Source organism: Coleofasciculus sp. D1-CHI-01, assembly GCF_040218875.1.
Taxonomy (GTDB): Bacteria; Cyanobacteriota; Cyanobacteriia; order Cyanobacteriales; family Coleofasciculaceae; genus Coleofasciculus.
In genome coordinates this window covers 1-20,586 of record NZ_JAVJQP010000027.1, presented here as the reverse complement: position 1 = coordinate 20,586, position 20,586 = coordinate 1, and the positions used below count along the sequence as shown (strand labels likewise).

The 20,586-nt window shown below is 45.0% G+C and carries 20 protein-coding genes; 7 read left to right on the top strand and 13 right to left on the bottom strand.

Going from position 1 to position 20,586, the window contains the following annotated elements; translation table 11 throughout:
- Positions 1-243 precede the first annotated feature (243 nt).
- Both thrC and RIB93_RS04835 read left to right on the top strand, forming a co-directional pair.
- Positions 244-1,548, top strand: coding sequence for a threonine synthase (thrC, locus tag RIB93_RS04840; RefSeq protein ID WP_446370820.1), 1,305 nt, complete (start codon positions 244-246; stop codon positions 1,546-1,548).
- A 288-nt stretch (positions 1,549-1,836) separates the two neighbouring features.
- Positions 1,837-2,112 carry a MoaD/ThiS family protein gene (locus RIB93_RS04835; protein WP_446370818.1) on the top strand — a complete coding sequence of 92 codons (276 nt, stop codon included), beginning with the start codon at positions 1,837-1,839 and terminating at the stop codon, positions 2,110-2,112.
- A gap of 84 nt (positions 2,113-2,196) precedes the next feature.
- Here the strand turns inward: RIB93_RS04835 and RIB93_RS04830 are convergent, their stop codons facing one another.
- A complete protein-coding gene (locus tag RIB93_RS04830; protein WP_446370816.1) occupies positions 2,197-2,352 on the bottom strand; it encodes a hypothetical protein in 156 nt (51 codons plus the stop codon).
- A gap of 247 nt (positions 2,353-2,599) precedes the next feature.
- Between RIB93_RS04830 and RIB93_RS04825 the strand changes: the two genes are divergently transcribed.
- The gene (locus RIB93_RS04825; protein ID WP_446370814.1) at positions 2,600-3,301 is read left to right on the top strand and encodes a Uma2 family endonuclease; all 702 of its coding nucleotides are present in this window, start codon (positions 2,600-2,602) and stop codon (positions 3,299-3,301) included.
- Positions 3,302-3,652: 351 nt separating this feature from the next.
- Here RIB93_RS04825 and RIB93_RS04820 read toward each other — a convergent pair whose 3' ends face one another.
- The 4 genes from RIB93_RS04820 to ebsA form a co-directional block, all read right to left on the bottom strand.
- Positions 3,653-6,394 (bottom strand): nSTAND1 domain-containing NTPase, encoded by a 2,742-nt coding sequence (locus RIB93_RS04820; protein WP_446370812.1) that lies wholly within the window; start codon positions 6,392-6,394, stop codon positions 3,653-3,655.
- 207 nt (positions 6,395-6,601) lie between these two features.
- Positions 6,602-7,987, bottom strand: coding sequence for an ATP-binding protein (locus RIB93_RS04815; RefSeq protein ID WP_446370810.1), 1,386 nt, complete (start codon positions 7,985-7,987; stop codon positions 6,602-6,604).
- A 132-nt stretch (positions 7,988-8,119) separates the two neighbouring features.
- The gene (locus tag RIB93_RS04810; RefSeq protein WP_446370808.1) at positions 8,120-9,211 is read right to left on the bottom strand and encodes a phosphotransacetylase family protein; all 1,092 of its coding nucleotides are present in this window, start codon (positions 9,209-9,211) and stop codon (positions 8,120-8,122) included.
- 38 nt (positions 9,212-9,249) lie between these two features.
- A complete protein-coding gene (gene ebsA / locus RIB93_RS04805) occupies positions 9,250-9,621 on the bottom strand; it encodes a type IV pilus biogenesis protein EbsA (protein WP_446370806.1) in 372 nt (123 codons plus the stop codon).
- A gap of 192 nt (positions 9,622-9,813) precedes the next feature.
- On the opposite strand from ebsA, the gene RIB93_RS04800 reads away from it, so the two are divergent.
- From RIB93_RS04800 to RIB93_RS04785, 4 genes are all read left to right on the top strand, one after another.
- Complete coding sequence (locus RIB93_RS04800) at positions 9,814-10,155, top strand: histidine triad nucleotide-binding protein (RefSeq protein ID WP_446370956.1); 342 nt, start codon at positions 9,814-9,816, stop codon at positions 10,153-10,155.
- A gap of 323 nt (positions 10,156-10,478) precedes the next feature.
- Entirely contained in the window at positions 10,479-10,886 is a 408-nt protein-coding gene (locus RIB93_RS04795) for an NACHT domain-containing protein (RefSeq protein WP_446370804.1), read from the top strand.
- A 261-nt stretch (positions 10,887-11,147) separates the two neighbouring features.
- The gene (locus RIB93_RS04790) at positions 11,148-12,221 is read left to right on the top strand and encodes a dipeptide epimerase (protein WP_446370802.1); all 1,074 of its coding nucleotides are present in this window, start codon (positions 11,148-11,150) and stop codon (positions 12,219-12,221) included.
- A complete protein-coding gene (locus RIB93_RS04785; RefSeq protein WP_446370800.1) occupies positions 12,205-13,254 on the top strand; it encodes a DUF1611 domain-containing protein in 1,050 nt (349 codons plus the stop codon). Before RIB93_RS04790 ends, RIB93_RS04785 begins: the two co-directional genes overlap by 17 nt.
- A gap of 376 nt (positions 13,255-13,630) precedes the next feature.
- Here RIB93_RS04785 and RIB93_RS04780 read toward each other — a convergent pair whose 3' ends face one another.
- From RIB93_RS04780 to RIB93_RS04745, 8 genes are all read right to left on the bottom strand, one after another.
- Positions 13,631-14,350: a hypothetical protein gene (locus tag RIB93_RS04780; protein ID WP_446370798.1), complete on the bottom strand. Its 720-nt coding sequence runs from the start codon at positions 14,348-14,350 to the stop codon at positions 13,631-13,633.
- Positions 14,338-15,642: an AAA family ATPase gene (locus RIB93_RS04775; protein WP_446370796.1), complete on the bottom strand. Its 1,305-nt coding sequence runs from the start codon at positions 15,640-15,642 to the stop codon at positions 14,338-14,340. The genes RIB93_RS04780 and RIB93_RS04775 overlap by 13 nt, the downstream gene beginning before the upstream one ends.
- A 119-nt stretch (positions 15,643-15,761) precedes the next feature.
- Positions 15,762-16,502, bottom strand: coding sequence for a pentapeptide repeat-containing protein (locus tag RIB93_RS04770; protein ID WP_446370794.1), 741 nt, complete (start codon positions 16,500-16,502; stop codon positions 15,762-15,764).
- Between the two features lie 91 nt (positions 16,503-16,593).
- Positions 16,594-17,298 carry a pentapeptide repeat-containing protein gene (locus RIB93_RS04765; RefSeq protein WP_446370792.1) on the bottom strand — a complete coding sequence of 235 codons (705 nt, stop codon included), beginning with the start codon at positions 17,296-17,298 and terminating at the stop codon, positions 16,594-16,596.
- A 119-nt stretch (positions 17,299-17,417) separates the two neighbouring features.
- Positions 17,418-18,230 carry a carbon-nitrogen hydrolase family protein gene (locus RIB93_RS04760; protein ID WP_446370790.1) on the bottom strand — a complete coding sequence of 271 codons (813 nt, stop codon included), beginning with the start codon at positions 18,228-18,230 and terminating at the stop codon, positions 17,418-17,420.
- A 220-nt stretch (positions 18,231-18,450) separates the two neighbouring features.
- Entirely contained in the window at positions 18,451-19,251 is an 801-nt protein-coding gene (locus RIB93_RS04755) for a class I SAM-dependent methyltransferase (protein WP_446370788.1), read from the bottom strand.
- 244 nt (positions 19,252-19,495) lie between these two features.
- Complete coding sequence (locus RIB93_RS04750; RefSeq protein ID WP_446370786.1) at positions 19,496-19,711, bottom strand: hypothetical protein; 216 nt, start codon at positions 19,709-19,711, stop codon at positions 19,496-19,498.
- A 48-nt stretch (positions 19,712-19,759) separates the two neighbouring features.
- On the bottom strand, positions 19,760-20,395 hold the full coding sequence (locus tag RIB93_RS04745) for a Uma2 family endonuclease (protein ID WP_446370784.1): 636 nt from the start codon (positions 20,393-20,395) through the stop codon (positions 19,760-19,762).
- Positions 20,396-20,586: the final 191 nt, after the last annotated feature.

Sequence of the window (20,586 nt, the reverse complement as noted above, 5' to 3'; positions counted from 1 at the left end):
AATAGGCAATAGGGTAATGGGCTATAGAACTTTTGTCCCCCATCTCCCCCAGCTTCCCCAGCTTCCCCAGCTCCCCCATCTTACCCAGCTTCCCCAGCTCCCCCAGCTTCCCCAGCTCCCCCATCTTACCCATCTCCCCCTCGGCAAAATCAAACCCGACAAAAAAGGTCGGGTATATTTGACGGTGGTTTTGCGCTGTGATACTATCAGCAAAACAGTGACGAATAAGAGAGAGACCACATCATGACCCAGGCAACTACCCCCCATATCTCCAGCACTTCTGCCACATTCAAGAACCTCACCTGTAAAGAGTGTGGTGCTGAATATGAACTCCAACCCATCCACGTTTGCGAGTTCTGCTTCGGTCCGTTGGAAGTCACCTACAACTATGACGCCCTGCGCCGCCACGTCACCCGTGAGACGATTCAGTCAGGTCCGAATTCAATTTGGCGCTATCGTTCCTTCCTACCCGTGGCTACCGATAATCCTATTGATGTGGGGACAGGGATGACACCTCTAGTCAAATCCCATCGCCTCGCCCGCCGCCTGGGTCTAAAAAATCTTTATATTAAAAATGATGCTGTAAATATGCCCACCTTGAGTTTCAAGGATCGGGTGGTATCTGTAGCCTTAACTAGAGCTAGAGAATTAGGATTTTCTACCGTATCTTGTGCGAGTACAGGGAACTTAGCCAATTCTACCGCTGCGATCGCGGCACATGCTGGCTTAGATTGTTGTGTATTTATTCCGGCTGACTTAGAAGCTGGCAAAGTCTTAGGTACATTAATCTACAACCCTACCGTAATGGCGGTGCAAGGCAATTATGATCAGGTCAACCGCCTCTGTTGTGAGGTTGCCAATACCCATGGTTGGGGATTTGTCAACATTAACTTGCGTCCTTATTATTCAGAAGGCTCAAAAACTCTGGGCTTTGAAGTCGCCGAACAACTGGGTTGGCAGCTACCGGATCATATTGTGTCGCCCTTGGCTTCCGGTTCTCTGTTCACAAAAATTTACAAAGGCTTCCAAGAGTTCGTCAAAACGGGTTTAGTGGCGGATAAAGCGGTTCGCTTCAGTGGCGCACAAGCCGAAGGCTGTTCTCCCATTGCCCAAGCTTTCCGGGAAGGACGGGATTTCGTCACTCCGGTAAAACCGAGTACAATTGCTAAGTCGATCGCGATCGGAAATCCTGCTGATGGCATTTACGCCCTAGAGATCGCCCAGAAAACCAACGGTAATATTGAATCCGTCACCGACGCCGAAATCGTCGAAGGCATGAAACTGCTAGCTGAAACTGAAGGTATCTTTACCGAAACCGCTGGTGGTACAACCATCGCCGTTCTCAAAAAATTGGTGGAAGCTGGAAAAATTAACCCCGATGAAACCACCGTTGCTTATATAACTGGGAATGGACTTAAAACCCAAGAAGCAGTTCAAGGCTATATTGGTGAACCCCTCACCATTGAACCCAAATTAGACAGCTTTGAGCGAGCATTAGAACGGGCGCACACCCTTGACCGTTTGGAATGGCAACAAGTCTTGGTTTAATACGTTGACAACCCTCACCCCCAGCCCCTCTCCCAAGCTTGGGAGAGGGGAGTAATACCAAATCCGACGACAGGAACCCCCTTTATCCCTTAGCCGATGAAAGCCTGTTGCCTTGTCTCTACTCATGAAGGGGGTAGTTAACCCGGCTTGGGTAGAAGAAGGGAGGCAAAAAGTGCGAGTACACAGCCCAAAAGCTGACCAGTATTGCTTATCACCTTAAGTTGTTTCCCTATATCTCTACTTGGAAACATCTCGAACATTTACCCATTAATCACTGATTCCAAATCTATGGCTGTAAAAGTTTTAATTCCTACCACCCTCCAGAAATTCACTGACAATAAAGCTATGATTGAATGCAGCGCTGGCAATGTTGCTGAACTTTTGGACTCACTCGAAATTAGTTGTCCTGGAATTAAAGCACGCTTGTGTGATGATCAAGGGAAGCCTCGCCGCTTTTTAAACTTCTACGTCAATAGCGAAGATATTCGCTTTCTCGATGGCACCAATACCCAACTCAGCGATGGCGATGAAGTTAGTATTGTCCCTGCTGTGGCTGGTGGATAGACTGAAGTTCCCTAAAAATGTTGTGTAGAGACGACTCAAAAGCTTGGCAGACAAAGCCTTTAAGCTGAAATTTATCAGGCTATGTCAACCGAAAACTTTTTGATCGACTGTCCTAGAAATACTTCCCGCCAGCGTGGGTTTAGCTAAGGCTGGCACAATGCGATCGCACAACTGGAGCAACCACTGCCAACTGCCTCTGTGATTTGGACTTGGCGGTACAACGGTTTGACGCGATCGCATAACTGCCTCTTAATTACTCAAGAAAGCAGTTTGCTCTCCTGGGGGTGTAGTACAAATGCTCTATAAAATCCTGATCAAGGATACATCTCGCAGGCGTGTAAATAGACCAGCGCGAAGCGCTATACATAAATAAATTGGTTCGCTCATGGCTGTTACTGTACCACACCGTGTTAGAAAGTGCTGTAAAAAAGTGCTGTAAAATGGATACCAACCATCTCCTTCATCCTCTAAACTTTGATTTTTGATTATGGTGTTGCAGCAGCCTGCTCGTTCCATCCCAATTCCACCCCTGGAAAGTGGCGATCGATTGACTCGTGCTGAGTTTGAGCGCCGCTATGAGGCGACCCCAGAAAAATTTAAAGCGGAACTGATTGAAGGAGTGGTTTACGTGGCATCCCCAGTTAGAGTTTTTCACGGTAATCCTCATTTTAATTTAATTACCTGGCTGGGGGTGTATTGCACAGCAACTCCGGGTGTTAGCGGATCGGATAACGCTACAACCCGGCTAGATATGGACAATGAACCGCAACCGGATGCCCTGCTGCGAATTGAAGTTGGCGGTAACTCAACGATTAGCGAGGATGGCTATATCGAAGGGACACCAGAATTAGTGGCGGAAATTGCCACAAGCAGTGCGGCAATTGATTTAGGAGTCAAGCGCAATGCCTATCGACGCAATGGGGTACAGGAATATTTGGTGTGGTCAACCTTTGAGAACCGCCTCAGTTGGTTTCGGTTGCAAGCAGAGGAATTTGTCTTAATTGAACCAGATGCCGATGGCATGATTCGCAGTAGCGTGTTTCCCGGATTGTGGCTGAACGTGCCAGCTTTATTAGAGGGCAGAATGATGGAGGTGCTGAATGGGCTGCAAGCTGGGATTGCTGACCCAATCCATCAAGCCTTTGTGCAGGAATTGGTGGAGCGATCGCCTACTCCAAATGACTCATAAGCCCAAGGTTCATCTCCCTTGGGTTTTATGTTTTTCGTGGATTTTAAGGGTTGTAAATCTATGCCGTATTTGCTAGGTGAGATTTGTCGGCTCAACATCCCAGTTGAGCGGCGACCAGTAGCTTTTGATACTCACCGACAACCTTCGTCCCGTCCGCACCAACGCAGTATCAGGCAGCTCAAAGCTACTACTGTAATGCAACCAATATAAATTAGGTTTTTATCAGAACCTTGCTCTGTATACTAGCCCTATCAGCGTATGTTATGCGACTTTCTTAATAAAACTTCCATAATCGACATAATTATTCACATCTAGACTGGCTGGGTGTTTTGAATGGTCTGAGTCAGTTGATTAATCCAGCAAGGGCACTGTTTCACCTACTTGTTGATGACGAACAAATAATACGAGATAATCGTGAACCAGTTGATAGCGGTCATCTGGAATAGCTGGAACTCTCAAAACTATCCCTGATTTGACTAACACTTCTAAAACTAAATCTAACGTTTCACTCTTTACCTCTAACTCCAATTCCAAATCCGCACGAGTTTTTAGGGGGCGAGTGTTATTCTCATCAGTTAGCAAGTACAAGACAAGTTTGGCAATCTGCTCATTTCCAGATCCACAATCGTGAACAACATCAGCTAAAAACGCCTCAACCCATTCTTCCTTAGATTCATATTTTCGATAGTTTTTCCGCGTGGTAATCTTCTCTGTTTCCAGTTGATAGCCAACAATCTGCAATTCAATCGGACGCACTTCTCCCAAATCCTGAGCTAAATCCTGCACCAATTGGTCAACTAAATCTGGCTCAAAAGGTACAGGCGATCGCGCGGTTAAACTCTCAATAACGGCTTTAGCATCTGCGGCTGAAAAATTACCTAGGTAATAGAGAATATGCTCATGATTTTTATCAATATTGGTTAACGGCGTTGTGCGGTTTAACTCTAATAGGTAATAAATATAGTCTTCCCGCAGAGATAAAATAACTTTGACATAAGGAATCTCTACACATTCGCGCAAAAACTCATAAAACTCTCGTCGGCTGGCTGGATCTTTGTGATCAAAGAAAAATTCCTCAAATTGGTCAAAAATCAGCACCGTTAATACTTCGCTGTGTTCATTTTGACGCAATTGGTTGAGAATTTTTGATAGGGTTGACCTAACCCCCCCAGCCCCCCTTCCCTGCGAGGGAAGGGGGGAGTCAGAGGATGCTTCGCTTTTGTTGCACGAGGGATGGGGAAGGAGGGAGTCATAATTTTCTTGGCTATCCTTATTATCATTCGTAACGTTAACTTGATTATTTCCCCTTAAATCAAAGGTAGATTCTTTGTTGGCTCCCCCCTTTTTAAGGGGGGCGGGGGGGGGATCAGATTGAGTCTCAAGGGAATCCTTAGCAGAAATAGATGAACGATTAACCTTCTTCAAGGCTTCCACTAAACCCTTATCTAACTCCCCTATCCAATCCTTATAAACTTGTAGCAAAACAGGGACAATATCTCGCCCTTCAAAATAAGTCTGTTGCAGAATCGGAACTAATCCCGCCTGCAAAATCGAACTCTTTCCTACCCCAGATGACCCATAAATTACCGTCAACTTGCGATCGCGCCGTCGAATCCGTTCCAGCAGTTCCTCTAAATCCTTCTGGCGTCCAGAGGAAGCGACAATTTGGGATAAGGATAACCGCTGTCTTCCCCTGACACCGGGCTGAATTACCTGTCGCGGCGGGTGCAGTCGTCCCGCCCCAATAAATGCCCGTAATCCATATTGGGTCTCAATTTGCCGTTGTTCTAATTTTAAATGAAAGGCGTCTAAATAATCCCCTTGTTCAAATTTTAGAGTACGTAAGTTTTGGAGAATATTAACGTAAAGTTTTGGGTCATACTGATGTAAGGGAATGGTGGCATTTAAGCTCATCTCTCTCGCTGTCGCTAAAGTCGCGATCGCGTCCTTTACTTGACCCAAGTGTTGCTGGGATTGTGCCAGAATAAAATAACACAATCCTAACCGTTTGATCTCAAACTCTGATACCTGTTGCCAATCATCAATTCCCTGCTGCGCCAACTTTTTAGCATCTCGCCATTGACGTTTATTTAAAGCAACTTCGGCTAAAAACCCATAATCCTGGGCAATTTTCTGTACATCTCCCTGCTGCTGATGCCAAACTAACGCTTTTTCGGCTAACTGTTGTAAATTTTCCCAGTCACCCACCTGTCGCAGTAAATCCCCTAATTTGCAACTATGGTGTGCCAAGGAATCGGTACAGTTTTTCTGATGTAAGTGATGCCAAGATTGCTGAACATACTGGCGAATTTCCCCTTCATGCTGTTCTCCTTTCAGCGCATACGCCCAAGCGAGATGCAGCGAAACAATTCCCACCCGTTCTCCTGACTGATGCTGTTGCCAAAGAGTTAAACTTTGCTGACAGTGAGTAATGGCTTCATCGATTTGATTATTTTGGGTGTGAATGACTCCCAGGGTTAAAGATAAAATAGCATTAAAATTCGGCGGCAAGTCTCGTCCTTGATTGTGGCAAGATTGCTGAATCGCCTCTAATTCAGTACAATCTAAACTCAAGTTTTCTGCATCAGCAAAAGCTTGATCTGCCGTTTCCTCGACTAATGCCCTTAGTGCGGGTTCAGGTAGCACAAATTCCAGCTTGGGACTTGCCCAATTGTAGAGATCCATGGCGACTCGGATCAGCCGTTTGCATACCTTATCGGTTGCCCAAAATACTACTGGGAACGGAAAATCGCGAAATAAATCGCGTACCTGATTTGTGGCGATGAGTAAGTCATCCAGATCCCCGACAGACTCTAACCCCGTTACCAATACAGCATCAGGTTGCTGATTCTCTACGTGATTGTGAATCGCGGTATATATGGTTTGCGCCGATGATTCTAGAGATAACTCAACTAAGTTGAGGGAACAGCGTTGGTGTAGCAGGTGGAGAATCTGCGATCGCAAACAGGTATAGTTACACCGCGCCAGAATTAAGGAAAATCGTCCCTGGGAATTAGTAAGCGATCGGGTTAGGGTGTTTAATGCCTGATCGTTACAGGCGGCAATTTCGGCTAGGGGATCTGGGGTGTTCATGATCACAATTTATAGTAAGTTTGTTAGAGTGGAAATTATATTTTTTTAACGCAGAGGGACGCAGAGGGGGTTGGAGTCGGTTATGTGTCAAGTTGAAATGCTTTTCTTTGTCTCCCTTGTACCCCAAGCAGGGCGGGTTTAGTTAAGTTAGGGGTTTTCTCCTATATGTTATCGGTAAAACCCGCCCCTACAACCCTGATCTTCTATTTACTCATTCTGCCGCACCCAGGCCTGATATTTTTGTGTCTCAAATAATAATGGATTCAAGCCAAACCAACTCCCTTGTTCATCTTGATACTCAAATACAAATAAGCTTTGCAGTAATGTTTGATATTCATGATCGCCTTTAACCTGTTGTTCCCGCACCACTTGAAACAATAACTCCCATTCATGATTATCAATTGCCAACAATAAACTATCCCGTTCCTGGCGAATTACCATTTCCAAAATCGGGCGAGAAATCGGCGGATCTTGCTCCTGGACACAGGCATAAAGCATCCCCAATAAACTTCGTACATGACCGCCACTTATTCTGCACAGTCGGTCTAATGTATCAAGACTATCAAAGACTTCCGTAACACTAGCCAAGCGTTCCTCGGCTGTCGCGTCTGGAAACGCCCTAGCCAGAATCATCTGTTGCAGCAGCGCGATTCCTCCGGGATGTTCTTTGCCATCGCGTGAAAATACTGGCACCATGGATAATACAATCGGACTGCGACCATTTCCTAGGCGATTCTTCAAGGGTTCTCGTAAATTTGAGAAAATCAGCGACAGGGGAAGGGTATACAGCAAATGGCAATTGAGTTGACTTAATTGTTCGCCGCGATCGACAAAAATATATTCAGGAAGTGGTTTACTGGAGGCGGCGGTTGCTTGGTTGGGAATGCGATCTAAGTTATCGACAATGACGACTAATCCGTTTTGACCCTGTTGCTTAAGTTGGACAATAGCAACTTCGAGGATTTCATGATTAATATACTCTAAAATTTGACTGGTTTGGGGTTCCAAATGCTGTCTGAGTTTGGAACGCATCTGCTGACTATTTTTGGCTTTAATGGTCAGTTTGGCAATTTCATCGGGAAGGGAGATTTCAAAGTTGCCCTCGGTACTCGCTTTAACTGTACCAATCCCCGGAACTTTGGCTTCCCCTCCTACTTCTATCGGTGTCTGAAGCACATCAATGGTTTTCTGTAAAAACGCCTTAAATCCACCCGGTTGTAGCGCCACCCGACTCGATTCCAAACTGGTACTCACTTGGCGGGCGATCGCGAGGAGAATATCGGTAATATCAACATCCGCGACATCTAAATCATCTGTGGCTTGAAAATAGACGACATGAAAGTCCAACGCCTCCAACTCCATCTTTAACCGCAATAACTCTGTAGACTTGCCACAGCCAATATGTCCGGTGAATAATTGACAGGTGGGTTCGTTGGGTGATAGCCGTGCGATCGTCCGCTTTAATGCTTCAATTGCCTTACCACCCCGCACTCCAGCAAATTCGATATAATAATTGTGATCCTCAGCATTTTTCATGTTTAGGGTTTTGCTGGGATTACACGCCGCGAAAAATCGTTCTAAATCTAACTTCATGAGATTCTATTCAGTGATGTGACACCATTAAGCCAGCTAAGTTAAAAGTCAAGATTAAAACAAAAAATCTGCCCTAGCAAGGTAGACAGATTTATGACCAAAAATTAAGAAAAAATGACAAATGATGAATTATTAATGCGTTGAAACAGCCGCTTTTAAACCAAGTAAATTCATCAACCGTTCAATATCAAAATGTTCTGCCATCAGTTGTTGGATGCACTGGGCTTTAATGGATTCGCGCAAGCGGACTTGACCAAACGCGCGATCGATAATTTCCACGGTGGTGAGGGTATCGAGATCCACTGATAAGATAGGAATTTCCAATTCTTCAGCCCGGTTGACAATCAACGGTTGGGGTGGTATTTTACCCGTTAGAATCAGACAGTGGGTTGAGGTTTCTAGTGCTGCCATTTGGATATCCGTGCGATCGCCTCCGGTGACGACTGCCATGTGCTTGCCTTTGCGGAAATATTTTAGGGCAGAGTTGACATTCATCGCGCCAATGGTCAAACTTTGAACCAATAAATCCACCCGATCTGGACGGCAAAGCACTTGAGCATCCAGTTGATGAATCAATTCTCGAACCGTAACGCTACGGAGCAAATCGTTCTGGGATAACATCCCTAATACAGGAATATCTTGCGCCTCTAGAAACGGTTGGACAGTGGATTGGACGATTTCCAGTTGATCAGCCGGAATCGCGTTAATCACAATTCCCCGTAAGCGATCGCCAAGTTGGTTTTTGGCAGATAGCAGTTTTTCCACCAGTAGCACCGAATGAAAACGGCTGACTAATATAATTGAAGCCTCTATTTCCTGAGCAATATCCAGCAACGAGAGGTCAAATAAATTGCCTTCAAACAACGTACTCGGTCCTTCGAGTACCATTAAATCACCAATCGGCGGCTGGAGATAGGACTTCAGCGATTGACGGTAATTGGTCGAATCCTCACCCCGCAAGCGTTTCTGCATCGTCTGATCATCCAGATAGAGTAGAGGCGATCGCACCCGTTTTTCTGGTAGATCTAGGATAGACGGAATAAACTGCACATCATCGCCTTCCCGATTCAGTTTATTCGCATACTCAGTGCAGCCTAAGAGCTTACCATAACCAATATCCAGTCCTTTACTTTTAAGCTGATGGGCGATGCCCAGAATGATGGCGGACTTGCCACTATATGCTTCAGTTGATCCGATTAGTAAATAATTCACGGATTTTGTCACCCCTAATTTCGCTCCTCCGTTCAAAATGCCACTTGAGTTTACTCGTCACGTAGTAGTTTGCGATAAAATGTCTGGGAAAAATCGGTCAGGCGGGTGCGCTTGAAATTCAAAATGATTTCGATTAAGTAATTAATAAATTCAGAATTCGGCAACGTTACCTCATAACTCAGTTCCGCATTGCCGTCAAACTGTAATCGGCAGCGAGTTGGTTCCGAAGGTAGCTTGGAGACAAACCAGGTTGCCACAAAGGGAATGCTCTCACCGCCTTCAATACGGCGATTCCCTTCTAGCGATCCTTGTTGATACAGACTAATCGCCAGAGGGAGAGCATTGCGTTTAGCGCCTTGATAATAAGGCATGTAGACACCGACGGCGGCTTTTTCAGCAGGCTGAAGTTTTTCGATAGACATAGCTGACTAACGTCTTGTTCCAATATTGAGAATGCCATGCACTCTCGTTGAAGGCTAACAAATTATAGAAAACCGATGCGGTTGAATTAGAGAGGTTTCTCCCAAATTGTTTACTCTATCTCGATCTTAGGCGGTTTTGGTTCCTGTATGCTACTTTCTAATCAAGCCTTTAGACAAAAACCGCGATTAGCCATGAGTGAGACAATCTTTAGCAAGATTATCCGTCGGGAAATCCCGGCTGACATTGTGTATGAAGATGATCTAGTCCTAGCGTTCAAGGATGTTGCACCCAAAGCCCCCGTTCATATTCTGCTCATTCCCAAAAAACCGATTCCCCAGCTAGCGGCGGCGGAGTCCGACGATCACGCCCTTATGGGACATTTGCTGTTAACCGCCAAGCGAGTGGCTGAACAAGTGGGTTTGAATCAAGGGTATCGGGTGGTGATCAACAACGGTGCTGATGGCGGTCAAACCGTGGATCATCTACATTTACACATTTTAGGCGGACGCCAGATGGACTGGCCCCCCGGTTAAGAGTTGGAGTACAAAGGTGCAGGAGTGTGGAGGGGCGGAGGGGTGCAGGAAAATAATTTATTAAATATTCTTTAAATAACGTGACAAAATAGAACATTCTCAACCCGTCGATTTTGGATTCCCTGTAGTCAAGCTTGGATATCCCATCTCAAGAGAAAAACCTGTGGAGGCTTGTAGGGGCGGGTTTAGCCGTTTAATTTCGAGTCTCACCCATAATATTTCAGCAAAACCCGCCCTTACTCAAAATGGAGGAGGGTTTCTTAAGAATAATCGCCAAAATATCCTTGTAAATCAGTGGTTACATCAGCTTTATAGACGAAATATTGGGTGGTAAAAGTCCTGCTGAGGCGAAAAATGCTTACAATCAGGCGGTTAATCAAGTCAATCAATTAGCCACACGATTTCCTAATGCTCCGATCGCAGTTACCTGTCGTCGGGCTGGCTGGCGCGGTGGTTTAACTGGGTTCCAGACAATGGAAGTGCTGGAATTTGATGAACCTAAGATTAAGGAATTTGCCAACAACTGGTTCAAGTCAGATCCTTCCAATGCGGAAGGATTATGGCAAGAACTAGATAAAAACTTGCGGATGAAGACGTTGGCAGAATTACGAAAAGCCTATTTATCGCTTACTAGCAACCAAGAAATGTATTTGAAACCTGAAATTTACTCTGCCCTTTATTCCGTTAGTTGTAGAGCCAGAGTCCGGGTTAGTCGTGACGAACAAATATAGCGGTTCTCCAGTGTTTAAGGTACACCCACCCAAATGTAGGGGCGCAAGGCTTGCGCCCGATTTAACCGTAAAATCTATTCCACCAAAGTCTTTAACGGTGAGTGGTGCGTTACGCTTCACTCTCCTGACCCTACAGATTTACCTCAAGCGCTGTCAAGCCAAGTTTTAAGCCCGTTACCCAATCGGCTTCCGGTTGAGATCACGAAATTCCAGTACCATAACCTAGTATGGGCTTCCTTTTCCCCAAACCACCCTTGGATTATGCGTCTTAGCTTAGAACCCTTTACTGTTCACAAGCGATTCCCCTTAACCATTAGTCGCGGCACAACCTCCCAAAGCACCAATATCTGGGTGCGGCTAGAACATCAGGGGATAGAGGGTTGGGGCGAAGCCTCTCCCTTTGCGATCGCGACTCCATCCCATCCCTTAAATCAAACTCCCCAAACGACTCAGATGTTGTTGGATGCACTGGAGTTAGTGATACCGACATTAGAAGCTTACACCCCCTGGGAACGCCAGAAAATTGAACGAGTGTTGGCAGATGCGGATGCACCATCGGCGGTTAGGGCGGCGATTGATATCGCATTACAGGATTGGTTAGGAAAACACTTAGGCGTTCCCTTATGGAAATTGTGGGGATGTAATCGTCACCGGATTGTGCCAATTTCCGCCACGGTAGGAATTGGTACACCTGAAGCCGCAAAACAACGAGTGCGAAATTGGATACCGATTACTGGGGGCAATGTGCTTAAAATTAAACTCGGTTCCCCTGACGGAATTGAAGCCGATCGCGAAATGCTATTAGCTATCCGAGATGTCGCCCCCCAAGCCCAGTTAACTGTTGATGCGAATGGCGGTTGGAGTAGAGACGATGCGGTAAAAATGTGCGACTGGTTAGCCCAACAGGGTGTTAAATACGTCGAACAACCTCTTAGAGCCGGACAAGAGGCGGATTTGCCTCACCTGTATTCGCGATCGCCTCTACCGATTTTTGTGGATGAAAGCTGCTTTACCAGTGAGGATATTCCGCCCCTGGCGGATTGCATTCATGGGATTAATATCAAACTAATGAAATCCGGTGGATTAACCGAAGCGTTGCGGATGGTACATACGGCTAAAGCCTGTGGATTACAGGTGATGTATGGCTGCTATTCCGATAGCACCCTCGCCAATACCGCCGCCTCTCATTTATCCTCGTTCGCCGATTATCTAGATTTAGACAGTCATTTGAATTTAACCGACGATCCCTTCACCGGGGCGACGCTGCAAGATGGACGATTGATACCAAATAATTTATCAGGATTGGGAGTGCAACGCCATGTATCTAACGAGTGATCAGCGCGTCGCTATCTTATTACATAAAGGGATTCGCGGCGATCACGGCAAAACCGGATTAACGCTGCTACGGTATGGGGAAGCAACGGTGGTAGCGGTGATTGACAAAGATTGTGCGGGAGAGTCTTTATCTGAATTAACTGGAATTAACTGTAATGCGCCGATTGTGGATTCAGTCAGTTCTGCCCTCGCCTACAATCCGACTATATTAGCGATTGGAATTGCCCCATCGGGGGGACGGTTGCCAGAGGTTTGGTGGCAAGAAGTTAAGCAGGGAATCGCGGCGGGACTTTCAGTTTATAACGGCTTGCATACGCCAATGGCATCTGATCCAGAGTTACGGGAATTACTTCAACCGAATCAACAAATTTGGGATATTCGTCAGGAACCCCAGGATTTAGGGATAGGCAAAGCCCAAGCGCGATCGCTGTCTTGTCAACGGATTTTAACCGTGGGTACGGATATGAGTGTAGGGAAAATGTCTACCAGTATTGAGTTCCATCGCGCCGCTTGTCGAAAGGGAATCAAGTCTAAGTTTTTGGCAACCGGGCAAGCGGGGTTAATGATTGCTGGGGATGGTATTCCTTTAGATGCGATTCGGGTCGATTTTGCGGCGGGTGCGGTTGAACAAATCGTGATGAAATTTGGTAATGATTATCAGTTGTTAATCATAGAAGGGCAGGGTTCACTAATTCATCCCGGTTCTACGGCAACCTTACCCCTAATTCGAGGCACACAACCGACAGGGTTAATCGTAGTTCATCGCGCTGGACAACGACATATTCGCCATTGCCCGGATGTGCTGATTCCACCGTTACCAGAGGTTATTACACTGTATGAAACTGTGGCTAGGGCGGGAGGGGCGTTTGCACCAATTCCAGTCGTAGCAATTGCCTTAAATACGGGGCATTTGCCAGAGAAGAAAGCACAAGACGCGATCGCCCAGGTTCAGGATGAGACTGGTTTACCTTGTACGGATGTGGTGCGGTTTGGGGCAGATTTATTGGTTGATCCTGTATTGAAACTGTTATGATAATTTTCCTATTTGATGGATTAGAGTTACATCATATCGCCGTATATAGCTATTTTTCTTAAGTCAAAATAAATTCGCGAAACTGATCCGATTCGATTCTGAATACGCTTAACCGGACTATTTATAAGAATATTCAACGGATGAACGCGCTTGAGCGCTTCTGGCACGCTTCGTGCCTACGACGAATCTAGTTTATGGAGCGTGAGATTCAACTTAGGATAGACCCATTGAAATAGGATTATACGATTACTGCACTGGCGCTCTAGATCCCCGACTTCTTGGAGAAGTCGGGGATCTGTGTACCTCACTTAAGCGCCATCGCGCTATAATTATAAAAATTTATATCACTAAGTACAGCAGAGCCATTTGAGCAGATTTAATTTAAATAACAGAAATGTTTAAGGTAGTTATACAGTTCGCGAAATAATGGACATTTTTCTTGAACTATGTGGGGATTTGTTTTTCCTAAAAGCACAGGGGTATGTTCTTTTTTAGAAAATCGCGGCTTTTTGCGATCATCCTCATCTTGTACACTGGAATTAATCAGCGCCTCTGATAATTTTTCTCGACAGCAATCTCTTTGTGGATCGTATTCGCTAAATGATTCTGGATGATCAAAAGGAATATGCTTTTGGGTACTAAGCCACCAACGCATACGCTGATGTCTACCTCTAAAATCTGGATGTTGAGCTATTGAATTATTCCAATCCGCAATAATCCAAGCTTCGAGTTCAGGTGCAGCGAATCCCACAAATTTATCGATATCAGCAGATTCATGAACTTGTGATATCTCCTGCAATATTTTTTGCCTTTGCATTTCAGCATCGCGACAATCCAGATCATCAAACACTAAAATGAGATCACATTTATTGGCTTCTCCTTTCAAGGCGATAGGGAGTTCATTTTTGATTTGCTCAATCAAGCTTTGACCTGTTCTACCATAACTGATTCCTCGATTCGGTTTCGGACCCGGTTTTTGGCGAACTGGTGTTTTCCGTTCAAATCTACACCCTGGAAAATTTTTCTCTAAAAATGGAATTAATCCTCTAACTTCAGATTCACCACCTCCAGCGAAAACCCATACTACCACGGCCATCCTCCAATACTGGGATCGCCAACCCGATAGAGATCACCTAATTGCCATCCTTCTTCAAGTTTTGGTTCTAGCATTTCTTGAGAAAGAGACTTAATTGAAAAATGGGTTTGGTTTTCTGAGTAAAAACAAAGTACGTTGTCTAAACAATCAGTAAAATGATCCAAAAGATCAGGACTATGTGTTGTAATAATGATTTGAGTTTTCTGGGACGCTTGCTTAATCCACTCTGCTAAAATTTGCATCCAGGATACGTGTAATCCTAATTCAGGTTCATCAATGACTAGCAACGAAGGAAGCATGGGAGAATGTAAAAGGATTGCCCAACATAGCATTCTCACGGTTCCATCTGACATTTCATTCAGGTAAAATGGTTCGTCTATGCCATCGAAGTACCATTCGACAGTGAGAGATAAGCGACCAGAATGTATAGATCTCAGACGACGACTTTTTGGCAAGATTGATTTCATTGCCACATTAATACTATCCTCAAAATCAATATTTTTTTGACTTAAGTTATGCAAAACTAACGGCAAATTATTACCTGATGAAGATAAGTAAATGTCACTGCCACCTATTTTAGGTTCTGCCATTCTTATTTGATTTAAATCCATATTATTGGCGTTGTAAAATTGCCACATTGAAATCAATTCAACCAATTCTCTTCTGATTCTATAGACGGGAGTTTTTTCCGGAGCATGTTGGCTATATTCAAGCACTTTTGGCAAAGAAGCAAGTCCTAAATCCTTAGCTGAAATATTTTCTAATCTTTCAAAATGTGTTTTAGATTGAGCGGGTTCATCATAAACAGATACAACCCCTTTGCCGACTTCTTGCTCATGAAATTTATAATAATAAAACGGTGAACTTGATGCTGATTCCTGTAAATCAGCTCCACCGTATAAATATTCTTCGGAAATACTGACTCTGGGGTTATTTCGATCAATATAAAGCTTTAAATCAAGGATTCCATTTTGTCTATGTGTAGTACTGGTCTGTGAAAGATTGGAAAAACAATAGGCAAGGCTGACTTTAGCCGGACTATCCAGGTTCCCAGCTAAAATTTTATTCCCACCCATTTGGGCAACGGCATTTTCAAAACTACTAACCCCTCGACTTTCATCAGGAATAGTTGTTAGGCAATTTTTTAAGAACTCTAAGCAACTAATAAAATTACTTTTTCCTGAACCATTTGAACCGATAAAGACGTTAAGATTATTGAGATAGTTCGACGGATATAATTGTATATTTTTATAATTTTTTGCTGCCAGGAACTGAATAATTGGTTGATTCATTTTATTTGTAGCAAATCTGTATTTTCCCAAATATAGCAATCGCCATAGCGGTTAGGACGCATCTTATGGTAGAGACGTAGCATGCTACGTCTCTACAGTCGGGGGAAGAAATATCCAATTCATTCCACTAAGTTTAAAGAGGTGACCTCAAGGATGGTTCCTTCTAGTTTGGTGCTATCTAGTTTGACATTTGTCAAGTCCGTCCCCGCTAAATTGGCATCGCTTAAATCCGCATCTTTGAGAATCGCCGCCGTTAGCTTGGCATAGGCTAAATTAGACCGACCTAAATTGGCTCCATTCAGTTTAGCTTCTGTGAGGTTGGCTTCAATGAGGTTCGCCCCACTCAAGTTAACCCCACTCAGATTAGCATTGGTGAGGTTGACTCCAATCATATTGGTGATACTGAGATTAGCGCCGGTGAGATCGGCGTTACTCAAATTCGCTTTGATCAGGTTAGCGCCGCTCAGGTAAGCAATCATCAGGCTGCTATGACTCATATCCGCACAACTTAGTTCAGCCCCACTTAAGTTAGCGCCACTGAGATTGGCATACCGCAGGTTGGCAACGCCAAGCTTGCTGCCAATCAAATTCGCATCCTTGAGGTTAGCATCTCTAAGATCCGCATTACTGAGCGTGGCAATAATCAGATCAGCTTTACTGAGATCTGCTCCAATTAGTTTGGCATCTCGTAAGTTAGCATCACTGAGGTCAGCATTACGTAGGTTAGCCCCCATGAGGTCAGCCCCTCGTAAGTCAGTATCGCGCAAGTCAGCATTACGCAAGTCGGCATCACGCAGGTCAGCATTCTGAAAACTTCGCTCTCCTGCTGCATAACGTGACCGAAATTCGTTTGCATCCATAGGTGTAGGTAGGTTTTGTTTGTTGGGAATTCAGCTTGAACTAGCTTTTCCCAATGCTAAGTTTTAGCACGAACCAGAGGATACCGAAATCCTAACTCACGGAACTGGTTTGGGAATCTCCAGTCAAACTGATCAAGGTTCCTTCTAGCTTAGCTTGATCTAGATTGGCATCGGTCAAATCCGCGCTAGCTAAGTTGGCGTCGCGCAGATCGGCATGACACAATAATGCTCCATTTAGCTTGGCATGAGCTAGGTTGGCTCGATACAATTTGGCTTCACTTAAATTGGCACCACTGAGATTGGCTTCAATCAAGTTAGCCCCATTGAGATCAGCACTAATTAGGTTAGCACCACTGAGATCCGCTCCGATGAGATTCGTAATACTTAGATTAGCACCGCTTAAGTTAGCGTCGCTCAAGTTAACTTTAATTAAACTCGCATCACTCAGATAAGCGCGACTCAGGCTGGCGCTCTTGAGGTTAGCACCACTGAGTTCTGCACTGATTAAGTTGGCACCGATCAGATTTGCCTCACTCAGGTTAGCAACACCCATCTTGGCGCCAATCAGGTTCGCCTCACTCAAGTTAGCTCCTTTCAAATCCGCATCACTGAGGGTGGTAAAAATGAGATCTGCACCTGTTAGATTGGCACCTTGCAAGTTAGCTTCGCTTAGATTAGCACCACTCAAGTCAGAATAACTTAGGTCAGCTTGGTTTAGGTCAGCACCAATCAGATTGACACTGCGAAAATTTCTTTCTCCTGCGGCATAACGCGACCGAATTTCTGTAGCATCCATAGGTTTTATGTTGTAAATTTAGGCTTAACAAATTTTTACGGCAAAACCAGTTGTCTAATCCTGTTTGGTCACTTCACATCCAAAAAACATAAGACCAATGACCAATGAGCAATGACCCATCAAATAAAAACCCGATGTTCTAGGGATGGCATCTGGCGGCGAACTTGTTCAAGGCGAGTCGGATTAATTTCTGCGATCGCGACACCCGGTTGATCGCCAGCATCGGCTAAGATCACCCCCCAAGGGTCAACAATCATGGCGTGACCGTGGGTTTTACGCATGGCGTAATGACGCCCTGTTTGGGCGGGTGCAATCACGTAACAGGTGTTTTCAATGGCTCGTGCTTGGAGTAGGACTTGCCAATGATCTTTTCCCGTATACGCGGTAAAGGCAGCCGGAACAAACAAAATGTCAGCCCCTTTATAGGCTAAATGACGGTAAAGTTCTGGGAAGCGAACATCATAGCACACCGATAGTCCTAAGTTACCCAATGTTTCGGAGCGGCAAACGGGTGGTAGTTGATCCCCTGGCATCACCGTACTCGACTCTTGATAGGTGTTGCCATCGGGGACATTCACATCGAATAAGTGAACTTTTTGATAACGCACCAGTTCGACGCCATTGGGATCGATGAGCAAGGCGGTGTTGTAAACTTTTGTATTGTCTACAGGCACAGGAAATCCTCCCCCAAGCAGCGTGATCTGAAAGCGCTGTGCCATGGTTTTGAGGAATTTTTCACTCTGAAGGGCGATCGCGTCAGCTTGTGCCACTTTATCTTCTTCTTTACCGAGGAACGAGAAGTTTTCCGGTAAAGTAATCAGCTCAGCGCCTTGGCGCACCGCCAGTTCAATCAATGTTTCTGCCTCAACCAGATTCTTCTCTAGGTCAGGCAAGCTTGTCATTTGCACAGCAGCGGCAAGATAAGACTTCATCGGTAGCAAGAGTAGAAATGATTTTATAGTTTAAGTTTTTGCCATTAACTATACCAGGCAACGCCGTTAGCAGCCATATCAATCCTGGATGCACTGACGCGATCGCGTCTGGGAGAGTGGGTATTGGGTCGGGTTCGGTGCATCTCCTACCTTTTTGTCACAGCTAATTTAGATTATTCTTTCTTCAGAAGGATACCCAAAACACAATGATTTAGCTAACTTACTTCGTCGCGACAACAGCGATATTCCACGCCAACCGTTTGATCAAAGGAATCTTTTTTAGACTCTGATCAATTGTCTCCAGCCGCCGATACGTCGGACTCAATTGTTCATGTTCGATAATAATCTTTTTCCAGTAACGTTCCTGATTGGGATCAACCTTTTCAATTAAATAGAAGCGCAAGAAAATCCAAAGGCTTGCCAGCCAAAAGGTATCATAGCTTACTTGCGAAAAAAGAGACTTGACCACTTTGATAATAGTAATATCCAACGGCATTTCATCATCAGTACGCACTTCAGTCGCCATACGCCGATAAACATTAATCACAGGATTATGCTTTAGCGGGTCCCAAAAACAGGCTTTTCCTCCCGGTTTAAGGACACGGTGCATTTCCTGTAGTGCGATTTTAGGATCGGGAATATGGTGCAATAAATTGGAGGCATAAACAATATCAAACGTATTGTCGGCAAAATCCAGCGCCATAGCATTCGCTGTGTGTCCCTGAATATTAACGCCGTTAGCCGCTGCTAATTTTAGCGCCACGTCTACCATTCCGGGTGAATAGTCAGCGGCGACACAATTCGCTCCTTTTTGGGCAAAATAAACGCTATTTTCACCTGCACCACAGCCTAAATCTAAGAGACGTTTACCGCGAATATCGCCCAGTTGTTGCAGAATAAATCGGTTTTCTGGGGCGGTACAGGCTTCAAAATAATCAGCCACGCGAATGCCATCGACATCAATGGCGGCTGCCCAGGTATCATGAAACTGGCGTTCTTTGTTGAGAGTTTCGTCAATCATCTTGTCGGTAAGGGTTAGGAAGAGACGGTTAGCGAGTTAATGGCAATTGTACAAGAATTTGCACTATTTATTATAAACTATGGGAGAGCCAGATTCACTTGCTTATCCTACAGTAATTAAAGGTGAAAAATAAACCCTGCCTTCATCTTAGTTTACTTAAGATAACATCTTCAGGAGAAGCAAAATAGAGCCTTGTGTTTTCAAACTCAATCACCCGTCGGCGCTCAAACTTTAGGCGATCAAATTACTCTATTCCGGTTATCAGCAAATCAGCACGGCTAATGCGCTCCATATCGGTAATTTGTAGGGTTTTCATCCGACCCAATTTCACAACACTGGGGACAGAAAAACTACACTCGCTGAGGGCGTGTCGGAGTAAGTGGAACGTCAGTTTATCTGTTTCTACACTGGTGTCTTCAGCCTGGGGACGGTATTCTGATACAAGAGAGAATGGAGACATGGCTGGAATCATCGCGATCGCGAGTGCAAGATCTGAGTTTCTATAATCTTATCGACGCAGTTTTCGTCTCAATTCCCGCAGCATCCGACTGGTTCCTTGTTCAATGGCGTGTTGCACTAATGGGGGAATCAGTTCGGTAATCGACATATCAGGAAAGATGGCTGTTTCTGAGGAAAGACTATAGTCCCCATTGCGGAAAATATATATCCTAAGCTGATGATGGCGATAAATCCAAACTTCTGGAACTTGTAACGCGGCGTAGGCGTCAAGGGTGGTTTTTGAGGTAACATCACACTCGATAGCCAGATCTGGGGGTGGGTAAATGTCCAAATCCATAGATGTGCAACCTTGGACACGGTTGGCGTTCTGGATATAGAGACAGGTATCGGGTTCAACACCAGCAATAACTGGACGTTTGAAGGTTGTTGAACCAAAGTCTTCCCAATCCCGCTCTTGGCTATCTAAAATCGTTTTAACAATATCGGCAATGATGCGATGGGGACGCTCATGAATGGCTAACGGGGACATGATTGAGAGAATGCCTTGGTAGTAGGCGATGCGGGTGTTACGGTGTTCGCCTAACTCTACCAGAATTTGTTCAAAGTCTTGCCAAGATACGTCAGAAATCTGAATGGTGCTACCTGGAGTTAGTTTAATGGCGCGAATGGGAATAGTGACACTCAAGCTATTTTGCTCCAATTCATGCAACTAAATTAGATCCCCGACTTCTTCAAGGATACTGCTGGTCATTAACTGAGGGGTCTGACCCCTCCCCTTTCCCCCTCCCCGAACCTCTCCCTAGCCCTCTCCTACAAGGAGAGGGAAGCGGAATAATATTTTTTATTTGGAGGGGCTTTGATGCTCCCCCTTCCGTG

Bases quoted from the DNA above. Each gene is read 5' to 3' on its own strand.
- RIB93_RS04780 (WP_446370798.1), bottom strand. From the start codon at position 14,350: ATGGCCGTGGTAGTATGGGTTTTCGCTGGAGGTGGTGAATCTGAAGTT.
- RIB93_RS04775 (WP_446370796.1), bottom strand. From the start codon at position 15,642: ATGAATCAACCAATTATTCAGTTCCTGGCAGCAAAAAATTATAAAAAT.
- ebsA (WP_446370806.1), bottom strand. From the start codon at position 9,621: ATGTCTATCGAAAAACTTCAGCCTGCTGAAAAAGCCGCCGTCGGTGTC.
- RIB93_RS04750 (WP_446370786.1), bottom strand. From the start codon at position 19,711: ATGTCTCCATTCTCTCTTGTATCAGAATACCGTCCCCAGGCTGAAGAC.
- RIB93_RS04820 (WP_446370812.1), bottom strand. From the start codon at position 6,394: ATGAACACCCCAGATCCCCTAGCCGAAATTGCCGCCTGTAACGATCAG.
- RIB93_RS04825 (WP_446370814.1), top strand. From the start codon at position 2,600: ATGGTGTTGCAGCAGCCTGCTCGTTCCATCCCAATTCCACCCCTGGAA.
- RIB93_RS04800 (WP_446370956.1), top strand. From the start codon at position 9,814: ATGAGTGAGACAATCTTTAGCAAGATTATCCGTCGGGAAATCCCGGCT.
- RIB93_RS04835 (WP_446370818.1), top strand. From the start codon at position 1,837: ATGGCTGTAAAAGTTTTAATTCCTACCACCCTCCAGAAATTCACTGAC.
- RIB93_RS04770 (WP_446370794.1), bottom strand. From the start codon at position 16,502: ATGGATGCAAACGAATTTCGGTCACGTTATGCAGCAGGAGAGCGAAGT.
- RIB93_RS04815 (WP_446370810.1), bottom strand. From the start codon at position 7,987: ATGAAGTTAGATTTAGAACGATTTTTCGCGGCGTGTAATCCCAGCAAA.
- RIB93_RS04760 (WP_446370790.1), bottom strand. From the start codon at position 18,230: ATGAAGTCTTATCTTGCCGCTGCTGTGCAAATGACAAGCTTGCCTGAC.
- RIB93_RS04785 (WP_446370800.1), top strand. From the start codon at position 12,205: ATGTATCTAACGAGTGATCAGCGCGTCGCTATCTTATTACATAAAGGG.
- RIB93_RS04765 (WP_446370792.1), bottom strand. From the start codon at position 17,298: ATGGATGCTACAGAAATTCGGTCGCGTTATGCCGCAGGAGAAAGAAAT.
- RIB93_RS04755 (WP_446370788.1), bottom strand. From the start codon at position 19,251: ATGATTGACGAAACTCTCAACAAAGAACGCCAGTTTCATGATACCTGG.
- RIB93_RS04790 (WP_446370802.1), top strand. From the start codon at position 11,148: ATGCGTCTTAGCTTAGAACCCTTTACTGTTCACAAGCGATTCCCCTTA.
- RIB93_RS04830 (WP_446370816.1), bottom strand. From the start codon at position 2,352: ATGCGATCGCGTCAAACCGTTGTACCGCCAAGTCCAAATCACAGAGGC.
- thrC (WP_446370820.1), top strand. From the start codon at position 244: ATGACCCAGGCAACTACCCCCCATATCTCCAGCACTTCTGCCACATTC.